This window comes from Pseudomonas soli (assembly GCF_021283165.2).
In the GTDB taxonomy this organism is placed as follows: domain Bacteria; phylum Pseudomonadota; class Gammaproteobacteria; order Pseudomonadales; family Pseudomonadaceae; genus Aquipseudomonas; species Aquipseudomonas soli.
Window position 1 is genome coordinate 5,844,341 of the sequence record NZ_CP128543.1, and the last position, 25,190, is coordinate 5,869,530.

Annotated in this window: 24 protein-coding genes; 11 read left to right on the plus strand and 13 right to left on the minus strand. The window is 64.2% G+C overall.

Annotated elements, in window-relative coordinates; translation table 11 throughout:
• Window positions 1–9 precede the first annotated feature (9 nt).
• Window positions 10–867 carry an SDR family oxidoreductase gene (locus tag LU688_RS26980; RefSeq protein WP_038707063.1) on the minus strand — a complete coding sequence of 286 codons (858 nt, stop codon included), beginning with the start codon at window positions 865–867 and terminating at the stop codon, window positions 10–12.
• Between the two features lie 191 nt (window positions 868–1,058).
• On the opposite strand from LU688_RS26980, the gene exbB reads away from it, so the two are divergent.
• The 6 genes from exbB (at window position 1,059) to LU688_RS27010 (ending at window position 7,800) form a co-directional block, all read left to right on the plus strand.
• Complete coding sequence (gene exbB / locus LU688_RS26985) at window positions 1,059–2,045, plus strand: tonB-system energizer ExbB (RefSeq protein ID WP_023632732.1); 987 nt, start codon at window positions 1,059–1,061, stop codon at window positions 2,043–2,045.
• 3 nt (window positions 2,046–2,048) lie between these two features.
• On the plus strand, window positions 2,049–2,477 hold the full coding sequence (exbD, locus tag LU688_RS26990) for a TonB system transport protein ExbD (protein ID WP_023632733.1): 429 nt from the start codon (window positions 2,049–2,051) through the stop codon (window positions 2,475–2,477).
• Window positions 2,474–3,208: an energy transducer TonB gene (locus tag LU688_RS26995; RefSeq protein WP_023632734.1), complete on the plus strand. Its 735-nt coding sequence runs from the start codon at window positions 2,474–2,476 to the stop codon at window positions 3,206–3,208. The genes exbD and LU688_RS26995 overlap by 4 nt, the downstream gene beginning before the upstream one ends.
• A 94-nt stretch (window positions 3,209–3,302) precedes the next feature.
• The gene (locus tag LU688_RS27000; RefSeq protein ID WP_038707064.1) at window positions 3,303–4,229 is read left to right on the plus strand and encodes a hydrogen peroxide-inducible genes activator; all 927 of its coding nucleotides are present in this window, start codon (window positions 3,303–3,305) and stop codon (window positions 4,227–4,229) included.
• Window positions 4,230–4,233: 4 nt separating this feature from the next.
• On the plus strand, window positions 4,234–6,312 hold the full coding sequence (gene recG, locus LU688_RS27005) for an ATP-dependent DNA helicase RecG (RefSeq protein WP_094010897.1): 2,079 nt from the start codon (window positions 4,234–4,236) through the stop codon (window positions 6,310–6,312).
• A gap of 78 nt (window positions 6,313–6,390) precedes the next feature.
• Entirely contained in the window at window positions 6,391–7,800 is a 1,410-nt protein-coding gene (locus tag LU688_RS27010; protein ID WP_094010896.1) for an aminoacyl-tRNA deacylase and HDOD domain-containing protein, read from the plus strand.
• An 88-nt stretch (window positions 7,801–7,888) separates the two neighbouring features.
• Here the strand turns inward: LU688_RS27010 and LU688_RS27015 are convergent, their stop codons facing one another.
• From LU688_RS27015 to LU688_RS27030, 4 genes are all read right to left on the minus strand, one after another.
• Entirely contained in the window at window positions 7,889–8,263 is a 375-nt protein-coding gene (locus LU688_RS27015) for a hypothetical protein (RefSeq protein WP_050707542.1), read from the minus strand.
• 133 nt (window positions 8,264–8,396) lie between these two features.
• Entirely contained in the window at window positions 8,397–8,693 is a 297-nt protein-coding gene (locus tag LU688_RS27020; protein WP_023631266.1) for an HU family DNA-binding protein, read from the minus strand.
• A 188-nt stretch (window positions 8,694–8,881) separates the two neighbouring features.
• On the minus strand, window positions 8,882–10,030 hold the full coding sequence (locus tag LU688_RS27025; protein ID WP_038707066.1) for an NAD(P)/FAD-dependent oxidoreductase: 1,149 nt from the start codon (window positions 10,028–10,030) through the stop codon (window positions 8,882–8,884).
• A gap of 33 nt (window positions 10,031–10,063) precedes the next feature.
• Window positions 10,064–10,231: a rubredoxin gene (locus LU688_RS27030; protein WP_023532601.1), complete on the minus strand. Its 168-nt coding sequence runs from the start codon at window positions 10,229–10,231 to the stop codon at window positions 10,064–10,066.
• 193 nt (window positions 10,232–10,424) lie between these two features.
• On the opposite strand from LU688_RS27030, the gene LU688_RS27035 reads away from it, so the two are divergent.
• Both LU688_RS27035 and ubiA read left to right on the plus strand, forming a co-directional pair.
• Window positions 10,425–10,982 carry a chorismate--pyruvate lyase family protein gene (locus LU688_RS27035; protein WP_031315457.1) on the plus strand — a complete coding sequence of 186 codons (558 nt, stop codon included), beginning with the start codon at window positions 10,425–10,427 and terminating at the stop codon, window positions 10,980–10,982.
• Complete coding sequence (gene ubiA / locus LU688_RS27040) at window positions 10,982–11,872, plus strand: 4-hydroxybenzoate octaprenyltransferase (protein WP_038707067.1); 891 nt, start codon at window positions 10,982–10,984, stop codon at window positions 11,870–11,872. Before LU688_RS27035 ends, ubiA begins: the two co-directional genes overlap by 1 nt.
• Before the next feature lie 54 nt (window positions 11,873–11,926).
• Here the strand turns inward: ubiA and LU688_RS27045 are convergent, their stop codons facing one another.
• On the minus strand, window positions 11,927–12,298 hold the full coding sequence (locus tag LU688_RS27045; protein WP_023631403.1) for a COG4315 family predicted lipoprotein: 372 nt from the start codon (window positions 12,296–12,298) through the stop codon (window positions 11,927–11,929).
• Window positions 12,299–12,460: 162 nt separating this feature from the next.
• Between LU688_RS27045 and phoB the strand changes: the two genes are divergently transcribed.
• The 3 genes from phoB (at window position 12,461) to LU688_RS27060 (ending at window position 16,018) form a co-directional block, all read left to right on the plus strand.
• The gene (phoB, locus tag LU688_RS27050; RefSeq protein ID WP_003253341.1) at window positions 12,461–13,150 is read left to right on the plus strand and encodes a phosphate regulon transcriptional regulator PhoB; all 690 of its coding nucleotides are present in this window, start codon (window positions 12,461–12,463) and stop codon (window positions 13,148–13,150) included.
• Between the two features lie 72 nt (window positions 13,151–13,222).
• A complete protein-coding gene (gene phoR / locus LU688_RS27055; RefSeq protein ID WP_232887958.1) occupies window positions 13,223–14,494 on the plus strand; it encodes a phosphate regulon sensor histidine kinase PhoR in 1,272 nt (423 codons plus the stop codon).
• A gap of 183 nt (window positions 14,495–14,677) precedes the next feature.
• Window positions 14,678–16,018 carry a hemolysin family protein gene (locus LU688_RS27060; protein ID WP_023630539.1) on the plus strand — a complete coding sequence of 447 codons (1,341 nt, stop codon included), beginning with the start codon at window positions 14,678–14,680 and terminating at the stop codon, window positions 16,016–16,018.
• Window positions 16,019–16,068: 50 nt separating this feature from the next.
• Here the strand turns inward: LU688_RS27060 and LU688_RS27065 are convergent, their stop codons facing one another.
• The 7 genes from LU688_RS27065 to LU688_RS27095 all read right to left on the minus strand — a co-directional run bounded on the left by LU688_RS27065 (window position 16,069) and on the right by LU688_RS27095 (window position 25,062).
• On the minus strand, window positions 16,069–16,968 hold the full coding sequence (locus LU688_RS27065; RefSeq protein WP_094010894.1) for a peptidoglycan DD-metalloendopeptidase family protein: 900 nt from the start codon (window positions 16,966–16,968) through the stop codon (window positions 16,069–16,071).
• A gap of 151 nt (window positions 16,969–17,119) precedes the next feature.
• Window positions 17,120–18,031 carry a response regulator gene (locus tag LU688_RS27070; RefSeq protein ID WP_038707068.1) on the minus strand — a complete coding sequence of 304 codons (912 nt, stop codon included), beginning with the start codon at window positions 18,029–18,031 and terminating at the stop codon, window positions 17,120–17,122.
• Between the two features lie 162 nt (window positions 18,032–18,193).
• Window positions 18,194–18,964: a phosphate signaling complex protein PhoU gene (gene phoU / locus LU688_RS27075; RefSeq protein WP_023630537.1), complete on the minus strand. Its 771-nt coding sequence runs from the start codon at window positions 18,962–18,964 to the stop codon at window positions 18,194–18,196.
• 73 nt (window positions 18,965–19,037) lie between these two features.
• Entirely contained in the window at window positions 19,038–19,871 is an 834-nt protein-coding gene (pstB, locus tag LU688_RS27080) for a phosphate ABC transporter ATP-binding protein PstB (protein WP_031315066.1), read from the minus strand.
• Window positions 19,872–19,943: 72 nt separating this feature from the next.
• Window positions 19,944–21,614 carry a phosphate ABC transporter permease PstA gene (gene pstA / locus LU688_RS27085; RefSeq protein ID WP_038707069.1) on the minus strand — a complete coding sequence of 557 codons (1,671 nt, stop codon included), beginning with the start codon at window positions 21,612–21,614 and terminating at the stop codon, window positions 19,944–19,946.
• 17 nt (window positions 21,615–21,631) lie between these two features.
• Complete coding sequence (locus tag LU688_RS27090) at window positions 21,632–23,920, minus strand: ABC transporter permease subunit (protein WP_094010893.1); 2,289 nt, start codon at window positions 23,918–23,920, stop codon at window positions 21,632–21,634.
• Between the two features lie 143 nt (window positions 23,921–24,063).
• Window positions 24,064–25,062 (minus strand): phosphate ABC transporter substrate-binding protein PstS, encoded by a 999-nt coding sequence (locus LU688_RS27095; protein WP_023629870.1) that lies wholly within the window; start codon window positions 25,060–25,062, stop codon window positions 24,064–24,066.
• Between the last annotated feature and the right edge of the window lie 128 nt (window positions 25,063–25,190).

Consider the following 25,190-nt stretch of genomic DNA (forward strand, 5'->3'; position numbering starts at 1 on the left):
CCAGATCTCTCAACCACGCCCTTGCAGAATGGCCGCATAGCCTTCTTTATAGCTCGGATACTGCGGCGCCCAGCCCAGTGCCCGAGCCCGCGCATTGCTGCAGCGCTTGCTGCCGGTACGCCGCACCCGCTGCTCGTCCGACCACTCGGTGACCCCCAGGTACTCGCGCAGCCAGCCCACCACCTCGGCCAGCGGCGCCGGATCGTCATCGACACCGATGTAGCAATCGTCCAACGCCACACCCCGGGCATCGGCCTGCAGCAGGTGCGCCAGCAAACCAGCGGCATCCTCGGCGTGAATGCGGTTGCCGTACAACGGCGGCTCCTCGGCCACTCGGTAGCCTCGACGTACCTGGCTCAGCAGCCACTCACGTCCAGGCCCATAGATCCCGGTCAAGCGCACGATGCTCGCGGGAATGCCACTGCCCAACGCCAGGCGCTCCGCTTCGAGCATCACCTTGCCCGAATACCCCTCGGGTGCGGTGGCTGCGCTCTCGTCGATCCACTCACCATCCTGTTGTGCATAGACACTGCTGCTGGAGACGAACAGCAGGCGACGCGGCCGCTGACCCTTGGTTTTCAACCAATCGAGCACATGGCGCAAACCATCGACATAGGCGGCCTGGTAGCCCGCTTCGTCATGCTGGCTGGCCGCCACGCAGTACACCAGGTAGTCCGGCGCGCGTGCGGGCCACGCTTCCGGCAGGCGCGGGTTCGACAGGTCAGCGGCAACGGGCCGCACCCCTTCGGGCAGGTCCCGCACCGACCGGCGCAGGCCATCGACCTGCCACCCATGGGCGAGCAACTGTCGGGCCAGACGGCCTCCCACATCGCCGCAGCCGACGATCAACGCTCTCAGGTCCGACATCATGAAACTCCAAATCCAAAGGTTCACGCTAACCGGATTTAGCGATCGGCGGCTAGACAAAGGTTAAAAAAAGCGCTCTCCATTCTTTTGTTAACAAGAATTACTTGCAATAATGGCGGCCCTGTCTGTTCTCGGCCTGCTTCGAGGCCTTGAAGAACTCAACCCATTTCTCTTCATCAGGTCCGGCCAGCATGACACGTACTCAATCTTCCGCTTCGCCAACCCCGTCGCGCGCCTGGCGCGCCATTGCCGCGCTGATGTTCAGCCTGGTACTGGCCCCCGTGGCCATGGCCGATGAGCCCGCCGCCACTGCCGCCGCACCGGCAGCCGCCAGCGCCACGGCCGCGCCTGCCGCCGAAGGCCAGGCACCGGTAGCTGCGCCAACCGACGCGCCTGCCGACACCAACGCCCCAGTGGATGGCCAGGCACCGGCAGACGAGAACGTGCAGGCGATGGTCGAAGACACCTCGCTGGGCATGGCCCACGACCTGTCCCCATGGGGCATGTACAAGAACGCCGACGTGGTGGTGAAGGCCGTGATGATCGGCCTGGCCATCGCCTCGATCATCACCTGGACCATCTGGATCGCCAAAGGCTTCGAGCTGATGGGCGCCAAGCGCCGCCTGCGTGGCGAGATCGCTGCCCTGAAACGCTCGGTGAGCCTGAAAGAGGCCAGCGAGGTGTCTAACAAGGAAGGCACCCTGGCCCACACCCTGGTGCATGACGCCCTCGAAGAGATGCGCCTGTCGGCCAACGCTCGCGAGAAGGAAGGCATCAAGGAACGCGTCAGCTTCCGCCTGGAGCGCCTGGTGGCCGCCAGCGGTCGCACCATGAGCAGCGGCACCGGCGTGCTGGCCACCATCGGCTCCACCGCCCCGTTCGTCGGTCTGTTCGGTACCGTGTGGGGCATCATGAACAGCTTCATCGGCATCGCCAAGACCCAGACCACCAACCTCGCCGTGGTCGCCCCTGGCATCGCCGAGGCCCTGCTGGCCACCGCCCTGGGCCTGGTTGCCGCAATTCCGGCCGTGGTCATCTACAACGTCTTCGCCCGCTCTATCGCCGGCTACAAGGCACAGGTGTCCGATGCCTCCGCCCAGGTACTGCTGCTGGTCAGCCGTGATCTGGACCACCAGGGTGGCGAACGCGTCGCCCCGCACATGGTGAAAGTGGGGTAAACCATGGGCCTGCATCTCAACGAAGGTGGCGACGACCTCGCCGAGAACCACGAAATCAACGTCACGCCGTTCATCGACGTGATGCTGGTGCTGCTGATCATCTTCATGGTCGCGGCGCCCTTGGCCACTGTCGACATCAAGGTCGACCTGCCCGCCTCGACCGCCAAGCCGGCGCCGAGGCCCGAGAAGCCGGTGTTCGTCAGCGTCAAGGCCGACAAGAAGCTCTACCTCGGCGACGACGAGGTGGCCCAGCGCGACCAGCTTGGCGCCATGCTCGACGCCAAGACCAAGGGCGACAAGGAAACCACCATCTTCTTCCAGGCTGACAAGGGCGTCGACTACGGCGACCTGATGGAAGTGATGAACACCATGCGTGCCGCCGGTTACCTCAAGGTCGGCCTGGTCGGACTCGAGACGGCAGCCAAGAAATGACGAAAACGCGCTCAAACCTGGCGCGCTACGGTGGCAGCCTGGCGATCGTGCTGGGTGTGCACGCGGTCGCCGTGCTGCTGACGCTCAACTGGTCGGTGCCCCAGGCCCTCGAGTTGCCGCCGGCAGCGATGATGGTCGAGCTGGCCCCACTGCCAGAGCCCGCGCCACCGCCTCCGCCCAAGGCCGCCCCGAAACCGCCGACGCCGATCGAGGAACCACCGCTGCCCAAGCTGGCAGAGGCGCCGAAGCCGAAGATCGCCATCCCCAAGCCGCCCAAGCCCAAGGCCAAGCCACAGCCGCCCAAGCCTGAGAAAAAACTGGAGCCGCCAAAGGACGAACCGCCGGCCAAGGACGATGTGGCGGATACACCGCCCAGCAACACGCCACCGCAGAAGTCGGCGGCGCCGCAGCCAAGCATCGCGTCCAACAGCAATGCCCTGCCGAGCTGGCAGAGTGATCTGTTGCGCCACCTGGCCAAGTACAAGAAGTACCCCGAGGACGCTCGCCGCCGTGGGTTGCAGGGCATCAACCGCCTGCGCTTCGTGGTCGACGCCGAAGGCAAGGTAGTGTCGTACACGCTGGCCGGTGGTTCGGGTAGCGCGGCGCTGGACCGGGCCACGCTGGAGATGATCCGCCGTGCCGGCACGGTACCCAAGCCTCCGGCGGAGCTGCTGAACAATGGCACGATCGAAGTGGTTGCGCCGTTCGTCTACTCACTGGACCGACGCTGACGTTTTTGTTTCTGTCACAAAACGGCAAGTCTGATAACGTGCGTCTATCGATTGCAGCCGCTATGCTGGGGCCGCAACTTCATGGACGCACGTTATGACCCTCACCGAACTTCGCTACATCGTCACCCTCGCGCAAGAGCAGCACTTTGGCCACGCGGCCGAGCGTTGCCACGTCAGCCAACCGACCCTTTCGGTGGGCGTGAAGAAGCTCGAGGACGAACTCGGCGTGCTGATCTTCGAGCGCAGCAAGAGCGCGGTGCGCCTCACGCCGGTCGGGGAGAGCATCGTCGCCCAGGCGCAGAAGGTGCTGGAACAGGCCCAGGGCATCCGCGAACTGGCCCAAGCCGGCAAGAACCAGCTGACAGCACCGCTCAAGGTCGGGGCCATCTATACCGTCGGCCCCTATCTCTTCCCGCATCTGATCCCGCAACTGCACCGCGTGGCGCCGCAGATGCCGCTGTACATCGAAGAGAACTTCACCCATGTACTGCGCGAGAAGCTGCGCAATGGCGAACTGGACGCGGTGATCATCGCCCTGCCGTTCAACGAGGCCGACGTGCTGACCCTGCCGCTGTACGACGAACCGTTCTGCGCGCTGATGCCGGCCGACCACCCCTGGACCGCCAAGGACACCATCGACACCGCCATGCTCAACGACAAGAGCCTGCTGCTGTTGGGCGAGGGTCACTGTTTCCGCGATCAGGTGCTTGAAGCCTGCCCGACCCTGAACAAGGGCAGCGAAGCCTCCAAGCACACCACGGTCGAATCCAGCTCGCTGGAAACCATCCGCCACATGGTCGCTTCTGGCCTGGGCGTGTCGATCCTGCCGCTATCGGCAGTGCACAGCCATCATTACGCGCCGGGCGTCATCGAAGTTCGCCCGCTGACCGCGCCCGCGCCGTTCCGCACCGTGGCCATCGCCTGGCGCGCCAGCTTCCCGCGGCCGAAGGCCATCGAGATCCTCGCCGACTCGATCCGCCTCTGCTCGGTGGCCAAGCCAACCGTGGACCAACCGGCCTGAGCCCATGACCGAGCTGTCGAACGTCCCGGTCACCACGCTCAAGGGTGTTGGTGAAGCCATGGCAGAGAAACTCGCCAAGGTCGGTCTGGAGAACCTGCAGGATCTGCTGTTCCACCTGCCGTTGCGCTACCAGGACCGCACCCGCGTGGTACCTATCGGCCAACTGCGGCCGGGCCAGGACGCGGTGATCGAAGGCGTGGTCAGCGGAGCTGACGTGACCATGGGCAAGCGCCGCAGCCTGGTGGTGCGCCTAGGTGACGGCAGCGGCACGCTGAGCCTGCGCTTCTACCATTTCAGCAATGCGCAAAAGGAGGGCCTCAAGCGTGGCACACATCTGCGTTGCTATGGTGAAGCGCGTCCCGGCGCCTCGGGGCTGGAAATCTACCACCCGGAATACCGGGCGCTGAACGGTGATGAGGCACCACCGCCGGTCGAACAGACGCTGACGCCGATTTACCCGACCACCGAAGGCCTCACCCAGCAACGCCTGCGCCTGTTGTGCCAGCAGAGCCTTGGCATGCTCGGCCCGCGCAGCCTGCCCGACTGGCTGCCTGAGCAACTGGCCCGCGACTACAAGCTGGCGCCATTGAGCGATGCCATTCGCTACCTGCACAACCCGCCGGCCGATGCCGATCTGGACGAGCTTGCCGAGGGCCATCACTGGGCGCAGCACCGCCTGGCCTTCGAGGAACTGCTGACCCATCAGCTCTCCCAGCAGCGCCTGCGGGAAAGCCAGCGCAGCCTGCGTGCGCCGGTGCTGCCCAAGGCCACCCGCCTGCCGGCCCAGTACCTGGCCAACCTCGGCTTCAACCCGACCGGTGCCCAGCAGCGCGTCGGCAACGAAATCGCCTACGACCTCAGCCAACCCGAACCAATGATGCGCCTGGTACAGGGTGACGTGGGGGCCGGCAAGACCGTGGTCGCCGCGCTAGCGGCGCTGCAGGCCCTGGAGGCCGGATACCAGGTGGCGCTGATGGCCCCCACCGAGATTCTCGCCGAGCAGCATTTCATCACCTTCAAACGCTGGCTGGAGCCGTTGGGTATCGAAGTCGCCTGGCTGGCCGGCAAGCTGAAGGGCAAGGCCCGCGCCAGCGCCTTGGAACAGATCGCCAATGGCGCGCCGATGGTGGTCGGTACCCATGCGCTGTTCCAGGACGAGGTGCAATTCAAGCACCTGGCCCTGGCGATCATCGACGAACAACACCGCTTCGGCGTGCAGCAGCGCCTGGCCCTGCGCAAGAAAGGCGTCATGGGCCAGCTATGCCCGCACCAGTTGATCATGACCGCCACCCCGATCCCACGCACCCTGGCCATGAGCGCCTACGCCGACCTGGACACCTCGGTCCTCGACGAATTGCCGCCCGGTCGTACACCGGTGAATACCGTGCTGGTCGCCGACAGCCGTCGTTTCGAGGTGGTCGAGCGGGTTCGCGCCGCCTGTGCCGAAGGCCGCCAGGCCTACTGGGTGTGCACCCTGATCGAAGAATCCGAGGAGCTGACCTGCCAGGCCGCCGAAAGCACCTTCGAAGAGCTGGGCAGCGCCCTGGGCGAGCTGCGCGTTGGGCTGATCCACGGACGCATGAAGCCTGCGGAAAAAGCGGCGGTGATGGCTGAGTTCAAGGCCGGCGAGCTGCAACTGCTGGTCGCTACCACAGTGATCGAGGTCGGCGTCGACGTGCCCAATGCCAGCCTGATGATCATCGAGAACCCCGAGCGCCTGGGCCTGGCCCAACTGCACCAGTTGCGCGGCCGAGTCGGTAGGGGCAGCGCGGTGAGCCACTGCGTGCTGCTCTATCATCCACCGCTGTCGCAGATCGGTCGAGAGCGGCTGGGCATCATGCGGGAAACCAACGACGGATTCGTCATCGCTGAGAAGGACCTGGAGTTGCGCGGCCCCGGCGAGATGCTCGGGACTCGCCAGACCGGCCTCCTACAGTTCAAGGTCGCCGACCTGATGCGCGACGCCGACTTGTTGCCGGCCGTACGTGACGCTGCCCAGGCCCTGTTGGCGCACTGGCCGGGCCACGTCAGCCCGCTACTCGACCGCTGGTTGCGCCACGGCCAACAATATGGCCAGGTGTGACGCCCGTCCCATTATGGATCCAGCTTGGCGGCCAGGCTGGTTATACTTCGCGTTTACAGAAATGATTGGATACAGGCCATGACTGAAGTTGCCCTGGATACCGCAACCCTACACGCACCGTCTGTCATCCGGCTGTTGCTCGACAAGCTCGGCGTCAGCTTCCGCGAGGTGCCCGAGCACCCGGGGCTGCCGGCCAACTCGCGCGTACAGGCCGTGCTGCTCGATGACGAGATCGGTGCCTTGATGGTGCTGTTCCCGCAAAGCCAGTTGCTGGACCTCAAGCGCCTCGAGGAACTGACCGGACGCAAGCTCAAGGCCGTGCCGCTGGAGCGCTTGAAGCAGATGCTCGACAAGCATCACCTCAAGACCCTGCCCGCCATTCCCGCGCTGACCAGCTCGCCGTGCCAGTACGAAAAGAGCCTGCTCGACAACGAAACCCTGCTGATCCAGTCCGGTGAAGCCGGGCTGCTCCTGGAAATCGGCCGGACGGCTTTCAAGAAGATGCTGGTCAAGGCCAGTGCCAGCACCTTCGGCCAGCCGATCAGCGATATTCGCCTCAGTTTCGATCAGTTGGACGGTCCTCCCAAGGAAGTCATTCGCGCAGTCCAGGCCTTCACCGCCCGGCGCATCCAGCAGCGCCTGGAGCAGACCATCGAGATTCCGCCGCTGGCCGACACCGCGCAGAAGATCATCAAGCTGCGTGTCGACCCCAATGCCAGCATCGATGACATCACCGGCGTGGTCGAAACCGACCCGGCCTTGGCTGCGCAAGTCGTCAGCTGGGCGGCATCGCCCTACTACGCGTCACCCGGCAAGATCCGCTCGGTGGAAGACGCCATCGTGCGGGTACTGGGCTTCGACCTGGTGATCAACCTGGCCTTGGGCCTGGCCCTGGGCAAGACCCTGAGCCTGCCCAAGGACCACCCGCAACAGGCCACGCCGTACTGGCAGCAGTCGATCTATACCGCTGCCGTGATCGAGGGCCTGACCCGTGCCATGCCGCGCGCCGAACGCCCGGAAGCAGGCCTGACCTACCTGGCCGGGCTGCTGCACAACTTCGGCTACCTGCTGCTGGCCCACGTCTTCCCCCCGCATTTCTCGCTGATCTGCCGTCATCTGGAGGTCAACCCACACCTGTGCCACAGCTATGTGGAGCAGCACTTGCTGGGGATCAGCCGTGAACAGATCGGTGCCTGGCTGATGAAGCTATGGGACATGCCCGATGAACTGTCCACAGCCCTGCGCTTCCAGCACGATCCGGCGTACGACGGCGATTATGCGGCGTTCCCCAACCTGGTGTGCCTGGCGACGCGCCTGCTGCGCGCCCGGGGGATTGGCTCGGGGCCGAAGGACGAGATCCCGGATGCCCTGCTCGAGCGCCTGGGGCTGACCCGGGACAAGGCGGAAGAGGTGGTGAACAAGGTGCTGGAGGCCGAGGCATTGCTACGCGAGCTGGCGTCGCAGTTCCACCCGCCGCATTCGCATTAAGGCCGCCCCGTAGGAGCGGCTTCAGCCGCGATCACCCGCGAAGCGGGTGCCAGAAACCGCGGTGCCTGCATCGCGGCTAAAGCCGCTACTACGCTTTCTTCTTCGGTTTCAGGTACTTCATCAAGCCCTGAAACCAGATCACCAGCGCCGGATTGCCCTTGATCTGGATGTTCTTCTCCTGAATCCCCTGCATGAAAGCCAGCTGCTTGTTACCGGCTTGCAGCGTGGCAAAGCCGTACGCGGCATCCTTGAAGGCAATGGCGAACGCCGGCTGCGGGTGCAGGCCGCCCTTGCTGCTGATGCGCAGGTCCTTGACGATGAAGTGCCGGGCAACCTTGCCGTCGAGCGTCTGCATCTGGAAGACCAGGTCCTTGTCCTGCAGCTGCTGCTGGAACGCCGGGTTGTTGCGGCTGGCCTTGGCCATCAGCAAGCCCATGGCCCAGAGAAGAAAACGAAACTTCATCAACGCGCCTCGAGTGAAAAATGACTGAGTCGCGCAGTTTATCCGTTTATCGCCCTGTTTATGCAAGTTCGCCGCATTTGCTTACCAGAAACACAACGGGCGCCTTAAGGCGCCCGTCTCGATGGCTTGTCGATCACTTTTTCTTGGCAGGCTTGGCCGGTGCGTTGACGCTGTCACGCAGGCCCTTGCCCGGTTTGAAGGCGACAGTGTTGCTGGCCTTGATCTTAACCGGCTCGCCGGTCTGCGGGTTCTTGCCGGTGCGAGCGCCGCGGTGGCGTTTTTCGAAGGTGCCGAAGCCGACCAGGGTGACGGTGTCCTTGTCGAGTGCGCCGGTGATGCTGTCGAGAATCGCGTTCAGGACAATATTGGCCTTTTCCTTGGTCAGGTCGGCCTTTTCGGCGATGACGGCGGCGAGTTCTGGTTTACGCATAGTGAAGCCTCTTTGACGGGATTTCTTGTTGTTATGCCGTGCTGCCGAAGGAAGCAGCGTTCAAGGCACCGCAGGCTCTAGGCTGCGGTAGACGCCAGTGAGGATGGCACGCCGACCGGGGCCGCGCCAGTATCTGGGCGGCCATTGTCGTGGCAAGAACAGGATAATTACGACAGAACGCCCGCCATTTACGCCATCAAGGGTGGCAACTGGCGATTCAACGCCAGTTTCTCCATGACCGCGCCGCCGGTCAGGGCGTAGCCCAGCAGTTGGCCATCGGAGCCATGGCAGAGCACTTTCAGGTCGCCACCGCTGCCTTCCACCACCCAAGTGCCCTCGTAGCCTGCCGGCACCGGGGACACCACCAGCGGGCAGGCCGGCGTCTTCACGGTGACCGGCATCGGGCCATAGGCCACTGCGGTCGGGTTGCCGGCCAAGGTCTGGGCCAGGGCGCGGGCGCAGGTCATCAAGGGCATGACGTAAAGCAGGTTGATACCATCGACCTCGGCGCAGTCGCCCAGGGCGAAGATGTTGGCGTGAGAGGTGCGCAGCTGGCGATCCACCACCACCCCGCGGTTGACCTGCAGGCCCGCTGCCGCCGCCAGGTCGGTGCGCGGCCGCAGGCCGATCGCAGACACCACCAGGTCGCAAGGGATGACGCTGCCGTCGGACAAGTGCGCCTCCACAGCCTCCCCAAAACGTTGCAGGCGGGTCAGCACCGGGCCGAGATGGAAACGCACGCCCAACCCTTCAAGGCCTGCCTGCACGGCAGCGGCCGCCGCCGGGTGCAGCAAGGTCGGCATGACCTGTTCGCACGGCGCCACGACCTCGCACTGCAGGCCGCCCAAGGTGAGGTCGTTGGCGAATTCGCAGCCGATCAGGCCGGCGCCGAGGATCAGCACCCGTTGCTTGCCTGCGGCGGCGACACGAAATCGTGCGTAGTCCTCAAGGTCGTTGATCGGGAAGACCAGCTCGCCCGCATCGCCTTCCACGGGCACCTGCACAGTCTGCGCACCCCAGGCCAGTACCAGGTCGCGGTATTCCACCGCTTCCTCGCCGATCCACAGGCGCTTGTGGCCGGGGTCGATACCGCTGATGCGGGTATGGGTGCGGATCTCGGCCTTGAGCTGCTCGGCCATGGCGCCCGGTTCGGCCATGCACAGGCCGTCGGCGTCCTTCTGCTTGGCAAAGCCGGTGGACAGCATCGGCTTGGAATAGGAGCGACCGTCGTCGGCGGTGATCAGCAGCAGCGGCGTGTCGCCGTCCAGCTTGCGAAACTCTCGCGCCAGGTTGTAACCGGCAAGGCCGGTACCAATGATCACCACGGGGGACGTCATGTCGTGCGTTCCTTGTTCAAGCCAGGGTTGCGATCAGCCAATGGCGATCATTTCGAAGTCACTCTTGCCTACGCCACAATCAGGGCACAGCCAGTCTTCCGGCACGTCTTCCCAGCGGGTGCCGGGGGCGATGCCGTCGTCCGGCCAACCATCGGCTTCGTCGTAGATCAAGCCACAGACAATACATTGCCACTTCTTCATCGGATGCTGTTCCTCGGTCAGGCTCATTGGTGCGTTGCAACTGGTGACCGGGTCGTGGGGCACGCCCGCGCCTGCAAGTGACCACCGTGCAATCTCTGGTCGGCTTTTGTACTGGGCCTGCTGGCAGTATGCAAGCCAGGACGGCAATCATGCTAAGCTCGCCGCCTCTCTGGCCTGTATCAAGCATACCGACGTGCCGTACGAAACCCCGCAAGCAGCCGCTGTCGCGTGGCTGGCGTATCCGCAACTGGCGCCCCTGCCCGACCAGCCGACCCTGGACTGGTTGTTCGACGAAGGCTCCCTGACCCGTCGCCTGACCGGTCTTTCCCATGACCACTTCAGCGTCACCCCTTTGTTCGAGGGCTGGCAGCCACTACGTGACGATGAATGCGCCGCGTTGGGCCTGCGGCCTGGCGCGCAGGGCTGGGTGCGCGAGGTCTACCTGCGCGGCCATGGCCAGCCGTGGGTATTCGCCCGCAGCGTCGCCAGCCGCACAGCGCTGGAGCGCGGGGGGCTCGACCTGGAGACCCTGGGCAGCCGCTCGCTGGGCGAGCTACTGTTCTGCGACCAGGCGTTCGTCCGCCACCCTATCGAAGTGTGCAGTTATCCACAGGACTGGCTGCCCGTAGAGGTCACCAGCTCCGGGCTGTGGGGAAGGCGCTCGCGCTTCGAACGCGCCGGCCTCGACCTGCTGGTGGCCGAGGTGTTCCTGCCCGCCCTGTGGCACGCGGCCACGGAGGAAAACCGCTGATGTACATGCAACTGCTCAAGTCTCTCAACCGCCTGCACCCGCGCGCCTGGGACTTTGTCCAGCTGAGCCGCATGGACCGCCCCATCGGCATCTACCTGCTGCTGTGGCCGACGCTGTCGGCGGTGTGGATTGCCGGCAACGGCTCGCCGACCCTGGCCAACGTTCTGATCTTCGGCCTCGGCGTGGTGCTGATGCGTGCCGCCGGCTGCTGCATCAACGATTTCGCCGACCGCAAGGTGGACGGCCACGTCAAGCGCACCGCCGACCGGCCACTGGCCAGCGGCCGGGTGAAGCCCCGCGAAGCGCTGGTGCTGTTCGCCCTGCTGGTGGGAGTGAGCTTCCTGCTGGTGCTGTGCACCAACGCCACCACGGTTTGGCTGTCGTTCGGCGCGGTCGCCCTGGCCTTCTGCTACCCGTTCATGAAGCGCTACACCTACTACCCGCAGGTGGTGCTGGGCGCGGCGTATTCCTGGGGTATCCCGATGGCTTTCACCGCCGCGGGTGGCGAGCTGCCGGCCAGCGCCTGGCTGCTGTACATCGCCAACCTGCTGTGGACGGTGGGGTATGACACCTACTACGCCATGGTCGACCGTGACGACGACCTGAAGATCGGCGTGAAATCCACCGCCATCCTCTTCGGCGAGGCCGACCGGGTGATCATCCTGAGCCTGCAGCTGCTGTCGCTGGGCTGCCTGCTCCTGGCGGGCAACCGCTTCGAGCTGGGCGGCTGGTTCCACCTGGGGCTGCTGGCGGCGGCGATATGCTTCGCCTGGGAGTTCTGGTCGACGCGCAAGCTGGACCGCGAGTCGTGCTTCAAGGCGTTCCTGCACAACCACTGGGCGGGGTTGTTGATCTTCATTGGTGTGGTGCTGGACTACGCGCTGCGCTGACATTGCGCAGGCCAATGGTGGGAGCGGCGGTGCGGCGCTCCCACGCCAGGTGCATCAAGGCTTGGCGACGTGCCAGACATCCTTCATGCCATCACCGGTGGTATCCCCGGCCTTCTTGTCCTTGACGAAGGTGTACAGCGGCTTGCCGTCATAGGCCCACTGCATCGAGCCATCGTCGCGGGTGACGTGAGTCCACTTGTCCTTCGGCGCCTCGTCGTCCTTCTTCACCATCAACGGCGGCCAGTTCTTGGCGCACTCGCCATTGCACATGGACTTGCCACCAGCGTCCTTGTCAAAGGTGTACAGCGTCATGCCATCGTGGTCGACCCACATGCCATCCTTCTCCATGGCGTGATGAGCCGACGCCACCCCCGGCACTGCCAGCGCAGCGCAAAGGGCCATCCAGCTCAGCGTATGTCGTGTCATTGGAATCACCATTGTTCAGGGGTGGATTGAATGTTCGCGGCCACTTTTAGCCTAGTCCAGTCACGCAATGTCGCCAGAACCGCCCACGCCCTGTCACACAGCTGCAATAATTCCGTTATCTAATGCGGGCCAAGACATCGTTCCTGGGAGAGGTAATTGAGCATGGTTGGCAGAAACATTCTGATCGTCGACGACGAAGCGCCTATCCGCGAGATGATCGCCGTTGCATTGGAAATGGCCGGCTATGACTGCCTCGAGGCCGAGAACTCGCAACAGGCCCACGCCATCATCGTCGACCGCAAGCCGGACCTGATCCTGCTCGACTGGATGCTGCCGGGCACCTCCGGCATCGAACTGGCCCGCCGCCTCAAGCGCGACGAGCTGACCGGCGACATCCCGATCATCATGCTCACCGCCAAGGGTGAAGAGGACAACAAGATCCAGGGCCTGGAAGTCGGCGCCGACGACTACATCACCAAGCCGTTCTCGCCCCGTGAACTGGTGGCGCGCCTCAAGGCCGTGCTGCGCCGCACCGGCCCAAGCGACAGCGAAGCGCCGATCGAAGTCGGCGGCCTGCTGCTAGACCCGATCAGCCACCGCGTGACCATCGACGGCAAGCCGGCCGAGATGGGCCCCACCGAGTACCGCCTGCTGCAGTTCTTCATGACTCACCAGGAGCGCGCCTACACCCGCGGCCAGTTGCTCGACCAGGTCTGGGGCGGCAACGTCTATGTCGAGGAGCGCACCGTCGACGTGCACATCCGCCGCCTGCGCAAGGCACTGGGTGAAGCCTACGAAAATCTGGTACAAACCGTCCGCGGCACTGGCTATCGCTTCTCGACCAAAAGCTGATCGAAGCCCAAGCGCCCGCTGTACAAGGACTGTCAATTGAACCAGAACTGGCACGCGACCCTGATTCGCCACATGCTCCTGCTGATCACCGTCTGCCTGATCGGCGGGCTGGTCAGCGGGTACTATGGCTGGAGCCTGGCCATCGGCCTGGCCTTCTACCTGGGCTGGACACTGAAGCAGTTGCTGCGCCTGCACGACTGGCTGCGCAATCATCAACCCGATGAGGCGCCACCCGATGGCTACGGCCTGTGGGGCGAAGTGTTCGACAGCATCTATCACCTGCAGCGCCGCGACCAGCGCGTGCGTGGCCGCCTGCAGGCAGTGATCGACCGGGTCCAGGAGTCCACCGCCGCGCTGCGCGATGCGGTGATCATGCTCGACAGCGACGGCAACCTGGAGTGGTGGAACCGCGCCGCCGAGACCCTGCTGGGCTTCAAGACCCCGCAGGACGGCGGCCAGCCGGTGACCAACCTGGTGCGCCACCCGCGCTTCAAGGAGTACTTCGAGTCGGAGAACTACGCCGAACCGCTGGAGATCCCGTCGCCGATCAACGACCGCCTGCGCGTGCAACTGCACCTTACCCGCTACGGCAACAACGAACATCTGATGCTGGTGCGCGACGTGACCCGCATCCACCAGCTGGAACAGATGCGCAAGGACTTCGTCGCCAACGTCTCCCACGAACTGCGCACGCCGCTGACGGTGATCACCGGCTACCTGGAGACGCTGCTGGACAACGTCGAGGACGTGAACCCGCGCTGGAGCCGTGCCTTGCAGCAGATGAGCGCGCAAGGCTCACGCATGCAGACGCTGCTCAACGACCTGTTGCTGTTGGCCAAGCTCGAAGCCACCGATTATCCCTCGGACAACCAGCCGGTGCTGGTCGACACCCTGCTCACCGCCATCAAGAACGACGCCCAGGCCCTGTCCGGCCCGCGCAACCAGCGGATCAGCCTGGAAGCAACGCCTGGCATACGCCTCAAGGGCAGCGAGTCGGAGCTGCGCAGCGCGTTCTCTAACCTGGTGTTCAACGCGGTCAAGTACACCCAGGATGAGGGCACCATTCGCATTCGCTGGTGGGCCGACGACCAGGGCGCGCACCTCAGCGTGCAGGACTCGGGGGTCGGTATCGAGGCCAAGCACCTGCCACGCCTGACCGAACGCTTCTACCGCGTCGACTCCAGCCGCGCCTCCAACACCGGCGGCACCGGGCTGGGCCTGGCGATCGTCAAGCACGTGCTGATGCGCCATCGCGCACGCCTGGAAATCAGCAGCGTGCCGGGGCATGGCAGTACCTTTACCTGCCACTTTGCGCCGGCGCAGTTGGTCACAAATCGAGGATGACCCCGCGCGGGGCAAGCCCGCTCCCACGCTTGCCTCTGCTGGCATGGGAGCGGGCTTGCCCCGCGATGCGGTCAGCGTCCCCTTTGCTTTTGCGGCGCCAGCCGCTACATTGGATCCCCCGTGCCAGCCATCGCTGGCACTTTTTTTCTCCCTTTCAAAGACGGACCCCGTAAAAACCCCATCATGGACCCTTCCCCTGGTATCAGCCTCACCTCGTTGTTCGCCGATTTCGGCATGATCCTTTTCGCCTTGTTCCTGGTGCTGCTCAACGGCTTCTTCGTAGCCGCCGAGTTCGCCATGGTCAAGCTGCGCTCCACCCGCGTCGAGTCCATCGCCGAGCTGCATGGCTGGCGTGGCAGCATCCTGCGCAAGGTGCACAACCAGCTCGACGCCTATCTCTCGGCGTGCCAACTGGGCATCACCCTCGCCTCCCTGGGCCTGGGCTGGGTCGGCGAGCCAGCGTTCGCCCACCTGCTCGAGCCGTTGCTAGCCTATGTCGGCGTGGACAGCCCGGAGCTGGTCAAGGCGATCTCGTTCTTCGTCGCCTTCTTCGTGATCTCCTACCTGCACATCGTTGTCGGCGAGCTGGCACCCAAGTCCTGGGCGATCCGTAAGCCAGAGCTGCTGTCGCTGTGGACCGCCGTGCCGCTGTACCTGTTCTACTGGGCGATGTATCCGGCGATCTACCTGCTCAACGCCAGCGCCAACACTATCCTGCGCATCGCCGGTCAAGGCGAGCCCGGGCCGCACCACGAGCATCACTACAGCCGCGAGGAGCTCAAGCTGATCCTGCACTCCAGCCGTGGCCAGGACCCAAGCGACCAGGGTATGCGCGTGCTGGCCTCGGCCGTGGAGATGGGCGAGCTGGAGGTGGTCGACTGGGCCAACTCCCGCGAGGACATGGTCAGCATCGATGCCCATGCGCCGCTGAAGGAAATCCTCGCCCTGCTGCGCCGTCACAAGTTCAGCCGCTACCCGGTGTATGACGCCGAGCGCGAAGAATTCACCGGCCTGCTGCACATCAAGGACCTGCTGCTGGAGCTCGCAGAGCTCGACCACTTGCCGCAAACCATCGACCTTGCAGACCTCGCCCGCCCGCTGGAGCGGGTGTCCCGGCACATGCCACTGGCCCAGTTGCTGGAGCAGTTCCGCAAGGGCGGCGCGCACTTCGTGCTGGTCGAGGAAGCCGACGGCAAGGTGATCGGCTACCTGACCATGGAAGACGTGCTGGAAGTGCTGGTGGGCGATATCCAGGACGAGCACCGCAAGACCGAGCGCGGCATCCTCGCCTACCAGCCGGGCAAACTGCTGGTGCGCGGCGATACGCCGCTGTTCAAGGTCGAGCGTTTGCTGGGTATCGACCTGGACCACATCGAGGCTGAAACCCTCGCCGGGCTGATCTACGAGACCCTCAAGCGCGTCCCTGAGGAAGAGGAAGTGCTGGAGGTCGAAGGCCTGCGCATCATCATCAAGAAGATGAAAGGGCCGAAGATCGTGCTGGCCAAGGTGCTCAAGCTCGATTGACCCGAGAGCCCGCGCCTACATCCGTGGGTGCGGGCTTGCTCCGCAATGCGTCATGGATTCCCTGCGGTAAAGTCCGGCAAACCACCGATTGGCCGGTCGAACTGATACGGGATCGACTCAAGCGCCAGCCCCACATTGCGCTGCACCACGAAATGCAGGTGCGGCCCGCTGCTGTTGCCGGTGTTGCCCGATTTGGCCAATGGCTGCCCCTGTGCAACCCGCTGCCCCTCGCCCACCACCACCGAACCGCGCATCAGGTGCAGGTAAACGCCCATGGTGCCGTCCGGGTGCAGGATCCTGACGAAATTGCCCGCCGGATTGTTGCCCCGCCCGCTCTGGTTGTTCTCGATCTTCACCACCACCCCACCGCGTGCCGCGATGATCGGCGTGCCTTCGGGCATGGCGATATCCATGGCGTAGCGGCCCTTGGGCCCGAAGTGGCTGAAACGGCCGTTGGGGCCCTGGCTCAGGCGGAACGGCCCGCCCTTCCAGGGGAACGGATAACGGTAGCCCTGCGGGCGCTGGCCCGGGTCGCCCATGGCGTAGCGGAACTTGGTGTCGTACTTGAGGCGAGCCCCTTGGCGAGCCTGTACCACGCTGAGGATCAGGTTCGAGCGTGGCGGCACCAGGCGCCGGACGATGCGCGGGGCGTTACCGCCCTGGGCATTGGCCAGGCGCTCCACACGCAGTTCAACTTCCATCGGCACGAACAGCTCGTTGCGCGCGACAAAACGCACGCCACCGGCGAAATCCTCGGTCTTCAGCCGCACCTGGCCGTCCAGGCGCTCGACCATGGGTTCGCGGAACACGAAAACCTTGGCGCCAACGCGGGGTCGGTCGGAATAGGAAACCACGCCATAGGTATCAGTGGTCTTGTAGATGGTCATGCCCAGGCTCGACGCCGAGGCCGTGAGCAAGGCACAGAACAGCAGCAGTCTGGAGGGCGGCATGATGGTGGCTTTTTGACAGTGGTGTTCTGTCGAAGCCTAGCAGCCGGATTTGAGAGGGATATGACAGTTGGTCGGGATGCTGGAGGTGTAACGTGGGAGGGGGCAAGCCCGCTCCCACTACATCCGCTGCGACGCGGTGCTCAAGTGGCCATCAGGCGCCAGGCGTGAAGTGCTTCTGCGCCGTGCCGCGGGCGATCAGTCGCGACAGGTAGTCGAGTTTCTGCGCATCCTGGTCGACGAACTTGAAGGTCAGCTGCAGCCAGTCGCTCTCAGGCTTGGGCTCCAGCGCCGCAATGGCGTGCAGGTAGCCGTTCAGACGCGCCGTTTCGGCGTTCTCACCTTGCTCCAGGTCCAGCACCGCGCCTTCGAGCACCTGTGGCAGGTTAGTGCCGCGGCGCACCACCAGCAGGGCTTCCTTAAGGCTCAAGGCCTTGATCATGCACGGCTGGGTGCCACTGGACAGGCGCAGTTGGCCTTGGCCACGACCAGTCTGGGCCGCCGCAGCGGCAGTCTTCGGCGTGGGGGCGTTGATCAGAGGCTTGGCCGCCGCTGCCACTGGCGCAGCGGCGGGCGCGGTTACCTTGGCCGCGTCCGGACGACCACCGGTCAGGGCACTGAGCGAATCGTTGGCAAACGCCGAGTTGACCCGCGCCGGCGCGCTGGACATCAGGCTGTCGAGCTTGCCGATCTTGGTCAGCGACTTCTTCACCTTGGTCAGCAGCTGCTCGTTGGTGAACGGCTTGCCGACGAAGTCGGAAACGCCGGCCTGGATGGCCTGGATCACGTTCTCCTTGTCGCCACGGCTGGTCACCATGATGAACTGCATGGTCTTCATCTCTTCCTGCTGACGGCACCAGGTCAGCAGTTCGAGGCCGGACATCTCCGGCATTTCCCAGTCGCACAGGACCAGGTCGAAACGTTCCTTGCTCAGCATGGCCATGGCCTTGCGACCGTTGACCGCGTCCTCGATCACCATGCCGGGGAAGGCATTGCGCAGGCACTTCCTTACCAGGTCGCGGATGAACGGGGCATCATCCACGACCAGCACATTCACTTTACTCATCGATACTCCTCTTGATCCCGGCTAGCATACCGCCGACTGATGGCCATTTGCCAAACCACTGGTCACGCCGGGACTTCTCACACGGTTCGCGGGTGCCTGCTGGTGCTCGACCGCAAACGAAAACGCCCGGCGGTTGCCGGGCGTTCATGCTCGGGAGCAATCCTATTTATCGTCCGGTTCAGCCGGAACATTAGCGATTTCGCCCTCATCGAACGCTTCGCCCTGCACCTCGGCCTTCATGCGCTTGAGGCCCATGTGGCGCACGTCGGTACCACGCACCAGGTAGATCACCAGCTCGGAGATGTTGCGTGCGTGATCGCCGATGCGCTCCAGCGAACGCAGGGCCCAGATCACGCTCAACACGCGGGAGATCGAGCGCGGATCTTCCATCATGTAGGTGACCAGCTCGCGCAGCGCCGTCTTGTACTCGCGGTCGATGGTCTTGTCGTACTGGGCCACCGACAGCGCCAGGTCGGCGTCGAAGCGGGCGAAGGCGTCCAGCGCGTCGCGGACCATGTTGCGCACCTGGTCGCCGATATGGCGCACCTCGACATAACCACGCGGCGACTCGCCTTCCTCGCACAGCTGGATGGCACGGCGGGCGATCTTGGTCGATTCGTCACCGATGCGCTCCAGGTCGATCACCGACTTGGAGATGCTGATGATCAGGCGCAGGTCGGAGGCCGCCGGTTGGCGACGGGCGAGGATGCGCACGCACTCCTCGTCGATGTTGCGCTCCATCTGGTTGATCTGTTCGTCGACCTCGCGCACTTGCTGGGCAAGGCCCGAGTCGGCCTCGATCAGCGCGGTGACGGCGTCGTTCACCTGTTTCTCCACCAGCCCGCCCATGGCCAGCAGGTGGCTGCGCACCTCCTCGAGCTCGGCGTTGAACTGCTGGGAGATGTGGTGGGTAAGGCTTTCTTTGTTGATCATCGTTTGGCTCCGCGAAGCAGCTGCAGGCTTCAAGTCGTTCGTGTCGTTCCCTGGCGTTCCTACCTTGCCGGTCTTAGCCGTAGCGACCGGTGATGTAGTCTTCGGTCTGCTTCTTCGCCGGGTTGGTGAACAGGGTGTCGGTATCACCGAATTCGACCAGTTTGCCCATGTACATGAAGGCGGTGTAGTCCGAAACACGGGCCGCCTGCTGCATGTTGTGGGTCACGATGACGATGGTGTACTTGGATTTCAGTTCGTAGATCAGCTCTTCGACCTTCAGCGTCGAGATCGGGTCCAGTGCCGAGCACGGCTCGTCGAGCAACAGCACTTCCGGCTCAACGGCAATGGTACGGGCGATCACCAGACGCTGCTGCTGGCCACCGGACAGGCCCAGCGCCGACTCGTGCAGGCGGTCCTTGACCTCATCCCACAGGGCCGCGCCCTTCAGCGCCCACTCGACGGCCTCGTCGAGCACGCGCTTCTTGTTGATGCCCTGGATACGCAGGCCGTAGACCACGTTCTCGTAGATGGTCTTGGGGAACGGGTTGGGCTTCTGGAACACCATGCCCACGCGGCGACGCAGCTCGGCCACGTCCTCGCCCTTGCGGTAGATGTTGTTGCCGTACAGGTTGATGGCGCCTTCGACACGGCAGCCGTCGACCAGGTCGTTCATGCGGTTGAAGGTGCGCAGCAGCGTGGACTTGCCGCAGCCGGACGGGCCGATGAAGGCGGTCACGCGCTGCTTGGGGATGTTCATGCTGACGTCGAACAGTGCTTGCTTGTCGCCGTAGAACAGGGACAGGCCGGGTACTTCGATGGCCACGGTCTCTTCAGCCAGGCGCAGGCTCTGCTTGTCGCGGCCCAGGGCCGACATGTCGATGCCGTGGGCGTGGGATTCATGCTGCATGGTCAACTCCATACGCTATCAATTCGTTTCAAAGGGCCGCCCGGCATCCGGGCGGCACGCTTGCAATCGGGATCAGTGGTCCAGGGCCTTGTACTTCTCGCGCAGGTGGTTACGGATCCACACCGCCGAGAGGTTGAGGGTGGCGATCACCAGCACCAGCAGCAGCGCGGTGGCGTACACCAGCGGCCGCGCGGCCTCGACGTTGGGGCTCTGGAAGCCGACGTCGTAGATGTGGAAGCCCAGGTGCATGATCTTCTGGTCCAGGTGCAGGTACGGGTAGTTGCCGTCAACCGGCAGCGATGGCGCCAGCTTCACCACACCCACCAGCATCAGCGGGGCCACTTCGCCGGCGGCGCGGGCCACGGCGAGGATCATGCCGGTCATCATGGCCGGGCTGGCCATCGGCAGGACGATCTTCCACAGCGTCTCGGCCTTGGTCGCGCCCAGCGCCAGCGAGCCTTCGCGTACAGTGCGCGGAATACGCGCCAGACCTTCCTCGGTGGCCACGATCACCACCGGCACGGCCAGCAGCGCCAGGGTCAGCGAAGCCCACAACAGGCCCGGCGTACCCAGCGTAGGTGCCGGCAGCGACTCGGGGAAGAACAGCCGGTCGATCGAGCCGCCCAGCACGTAGACGAAGAAGCCCAGGCCAAACACGCCGTAGACGATCGCCGGGACGCCGGCGAGGTTGTTCACGGCGATGCGGATCAGCCGGGTCACCGGGCCCTGCCTGGCGTATTCACGCAAGTAGACGGCAGCCAGTACGCCGAACGGGGTGACGATCACCGCCATGATCAGGGTCATCATCACGGTGCCGAAGATGGCCGGGAAGATACCGCCTTCGGTGTTGGCCTCACGCGGGTCGTCGCTGAGGAACTCCCACACCTTGGCGAAGTAGGCGCCCATCTTGGTAAAGCCCGACATGGCGTTCGGCTGAATGGCGTGGACCACCTTGCTCAGGTTGATCTCCACTTCGCGGCCGTTGCCGTCGCGGGCTACCAGGCTGTCGCGGGCGAACTCCTGATGCAGGCCGTTGAGGCGCTCTTCGATGGCCTTGTAGCGGTTGTTCAGCTCGGCGCGCTCGGCGTCCATGTCGGCCTGGGCGGCGGCGTCGAGCTTGCCGTCCAGTTCCAGCTTGCGGCTGTGCAGGCGCAGGCGCTCCAGGCCATGGTTGATGGCACCGATGTCCTTCTTCTCGAGCTTCACAAGCTGGTCGTTGAGTTGGCTGGCGCGCTTGAGGCGGGCCTGCAGCTCGTTCCAGGCTTCCGGCCCTTGGGCGACCACGCGGCCTTCTTCCTTGACGCTGACCAGATAGCCGTAGAAGTTGCCCCATTCGCGGCGCTCCAGGGCAATCAGGTCGGCAGGTTTCTGCTGGTCGACCAGCCACTCGCCGACCACCCAGGTGAAGTCGCTGCCGTTGAGGTCGCGGTTACCCACCTTGATCAGCTCGCGGGTCATGAACTCCGGGCCCTGGTCGGGCACCGGTAGGCCGGCACCCTTGAGGCGTTCGCGGGGCACTTCTTCCTTCTGCACCACTTCACCGATGACGATGTGGTCAGCCTGGCCGGGCACCTTGTAGGTGGCCTGGACCAGGTCGGCCGGCCAGAAGTGGCCCAGGCCGCGCACGGCGATCACGGCCAGCAGGCCGACGGTCATGATGACCGCCATGGCCACCGCGCCGCCACTGATCCAGACGCCGGGGGCGCCGCTCTTGAACCAGCCTTTGAGGGAATCCTTTTTCACGGATCTCTACCTTTCTATCAAAGCGACGAGTATTTCTTGCGCAGGCGCTGGCGAATCAGCTCGGCCAGGGTGTTCATCACGAAGGTGAACAACAGCAGCACGAGGGCGGCGAGGAACAGCACACGATAGTGGCTGCCGCCGACTTCCGATTCGGGCATTTCCACGGCCACGTTGGCGGCCAGGGTGCGCATGCCCTCGAACAGGTTCAGCTCCATCACCGGGGTGTTGCCGGTGGCCATCAGCACGATCATGGTCTCACCCACCGCACGGCCCATGCCGATCATCAGCGCCGAGAAGATGCCCGGGCTGGCGGTGAGGATGACCACGCGGGTCAGGGTCTGCCATGGCGTCGCGCCCAGCGCCAGCGAGCCCAGGGTCAGGCTGCGCGGCACGCTGAACACGGCGTCCTCGGCAATGGAGTAGATGTTCGGGATGACCGCGAAGCCCATGGCGATACCCACTACCAGGGCGTTGCGCTGGTCATAGGTGATCCCCAGATCGTTGGTGATCCACAGGCGCATGTCGCCCGCGAAGAACCAGCTCTCGAGGAACGGACTCATGTACAGGGCAAACCAGCCAATGACCAGGATCACCGGGATCAGGATCGCCGCTTCCCAGCCATCGGGGATGCGCAGGCGGATCGACTCCGGCAGGCGGCTCCAGCTGTAGCCGGCAAGCAGGATACCGATCGGCATGATCAGGAACAGGCTGAACACGCCCGGCAGGTGGCCTTCGAGGTACGGCGCGAGGAACAGGCCGGCGAAGAAGCCGAGGATCACCGTCGGCATCGCTTCCATCAACTCGATCACCGGCTTGACCTTGCGGCGCATGCCCGGAGCCATGAAGTAGGCGGTGTAGATGGCGGCGGCGATGGCCAGCGGGGCAGCCAGGATCATCGCGTAGAACGCGGCCTTGAGCGTACCGAAGGTCAGCGGCGACAGGCTCAGCTTGGGTTCGAAGTCGGTGTTCGAGGCGGTCGACTGCCAGACGTACTTGGGCTCGTCGTAGTTCTCGTACCAGACCTTGCCCCACAGCGCGCTGAACGAGACTTCCGGGTGCGGGTTCTTCAGGCTCAGCGGCAGCAGCTTGTTGCCTTGCTCGATGATGATGCGGTTGGCGCGCGGCGACAGGGCGAGGATGCCCGCGCCTTCGGCGACCGGCTCGACCAGCAGGGTGCGGTGCGCGGTGCTGTGGAACACGCCGAGCTTGCCTTCGCTGTCCAGGGCGATGAAGCCCTTGCGGCGCTCCTCGGCGTCGATCTGCACCACCGGGGCCTTGCCCAGCTGGAAGCTGCGGATCAACTTGAAGCGCGACTCGCCATCGGGGTCGCGGGCCATGAACCACTGGCTCAGGCCACCCTTGGAATCACCGAAGATCAGCGAGATGCCACCGACCAGCTGGGCGGTCGCGGTGATCTCGGCGTTGCCGTCCTCGAGCAGCTTGTAGCGGCCGTTGAGGCTCTTGTCGCGCAGGCTGAACACGTCGGCGGTGGCGCGACCGTTGACCACGTACAGCCACTGCTGGCGCGGGTCGATGAAGATGTTCTTCACCACCTCGGTCATCTGCGGCAGTTCGATACGGTTCTGCTCGACAGTGACCTCGTCGGTCATCATGTTCTCGGTGCGCGACAGTTCGATCACCTGCAGGTGCGCACCGGTGGAACCGGCCAGCAACAAGGTGTCGCCGTTGACGTTGACGCTCACATGCTCCAGCGCGCGGCCTTGGTCATCCAGGGTGAACAGGTCCTGACCATAGGGGAAGTCGATGCCCGCCTCGATGGTCTTCTTGTTGTCCGGATAGGTGATCTTGTAGGTGTGGTGGAACACCAGTGCCTGGCCGTTGGACAGGCCCACCACCACCAGCGGGCTGCCCGGCTGGTCGGTGCTGATCGAGCTGACCTGGGCGCCGGCCGGCAGCGGCAGGTCGACGCGCTTCAGTTCGTTGCCGGTCTTGGTGTCGAAGAACAGGGCCTGGCCCTTGTCGGATACACGCATGCCCACGAGGTTCTGTTCCTCGAGGGCGATCAGCAGCGGTTTACCGGCGTCCTGCTGCAGCCAGGTCGGCTCCAGCGCCTTCTTGCTGGTAAGCGTGGCGCCTTGGAACAACGGCAGCACCACATAGGCCAGGTAGAAGAAGATCAGCGTGATCGCCGCCAGCACGGCGAGCCCGCCCACCAGGACGTACCAGCGGGTCAGGCGATCCTTGAGGGCGCGCAGGCGGCGCTTGCGTTGCAACTCGGGCGTATTGAAGTCAATGCGCACGGGAGGAGAATTTTGGGTCATTGTGGAGTTGGCCAGATCATTCATGCGCACACCCTAGCGGTCCCGTATGACAAAAACATGACAGTGCAGTGACGCAAAAAAGCCCGCCGCTCAGGAGCCCTGGCTTCGGACTAAGGAATTCGTGGAGGAGGCCGGCATTCTTTGGCACCGGCCTCATCCTCAGTTATTTACTTCTTTGCAACGTTACCCGCGTGGGACAGACCCAGGTCGGCCAGGGTCTTGTCGACCACCTTGGCTGGCAGCGGGATGTAGCCGTCCTTCACGACAACTTGTTGGCCGGCCTGCGACAGCACCAGCTTGACGAACTCGGCTTCCAGCGGGGCCAGAGGCTTGTTCGGGGCCTTGTTGACGTAGACGTAGAGGAAGCGCGACAGCGGGTAGGTACCGTTCAGGGCGTTGGCTTCGTTGTCTTCGACGAACGCGCCGCCTTCTTTCTTGGCCAGGGCCACGGTCTTGACGCTGGCGGTCTTGTAGCCGATGCCCGAGTAGCCGATGCCGTTCAGCGACGAGCTGATCGACTGCACGACCGAAGCCGAGCCAGGTTGTTCGTTGACGTTAGGCTTGAAGTCGCCTTTGCACAGGGCTTCTTCCTTGAAGTAGCCGTAGGTGCCGGATACCGAGTTACGGCCGAACAGCTGAACTGGCTTGTTGGCCAGGTCGCCGGTCACGCCCAGGTCACCCCAGGTCTTTACGTCGGCTTTGCCACCGCACAGACGGGTGGAGGAGAAGATGGCGTCGACCTGGGCCATGGTCAGGCCTTTGATCGGGTTGTCCTTGTGAACGAACACGGCCAGGGCGTCAACGGCAACCGGAATGGCAGTCGGCTTGTAGCCATACTTCTGCTCGAACGCCTGCAGCTCGACGTCCTTCATCTTGCGGCTCATCGGGCCCAGGTTGGCGGTGCCTTCGGTCAGGGCGGGTGGCGCGGTCGAGGAACCGGCGGCCTGGATCTGAATGTTTACGTTCGGATATTCCTTCTTGTAGGCCTCGGCCCACAGGGTCATCAGGTTCGCGAGGGTGTCGGAACCGACGCTGGAGAGGTTGCCCGAAACACCGGTGGTCTTGGTGTAGGTCGGGATTGCAGGATCGACAGCGGCGACCGCATTGGCGGCAGCGACGCCAGCGGCGGCAAAGGTCAGGGCCGCCATCAAACGCTTCAGTTTCATGCCTTGCTCCTAGCAGGAATATCGTGGGTTGTGAGATGGAACGGGCCCAAGTATCTGCAGGCCGCATGAACACTCTATGACTCGAATGTGACAATTGGATGAAAGGCCATCACCGGTAACCGGGATGG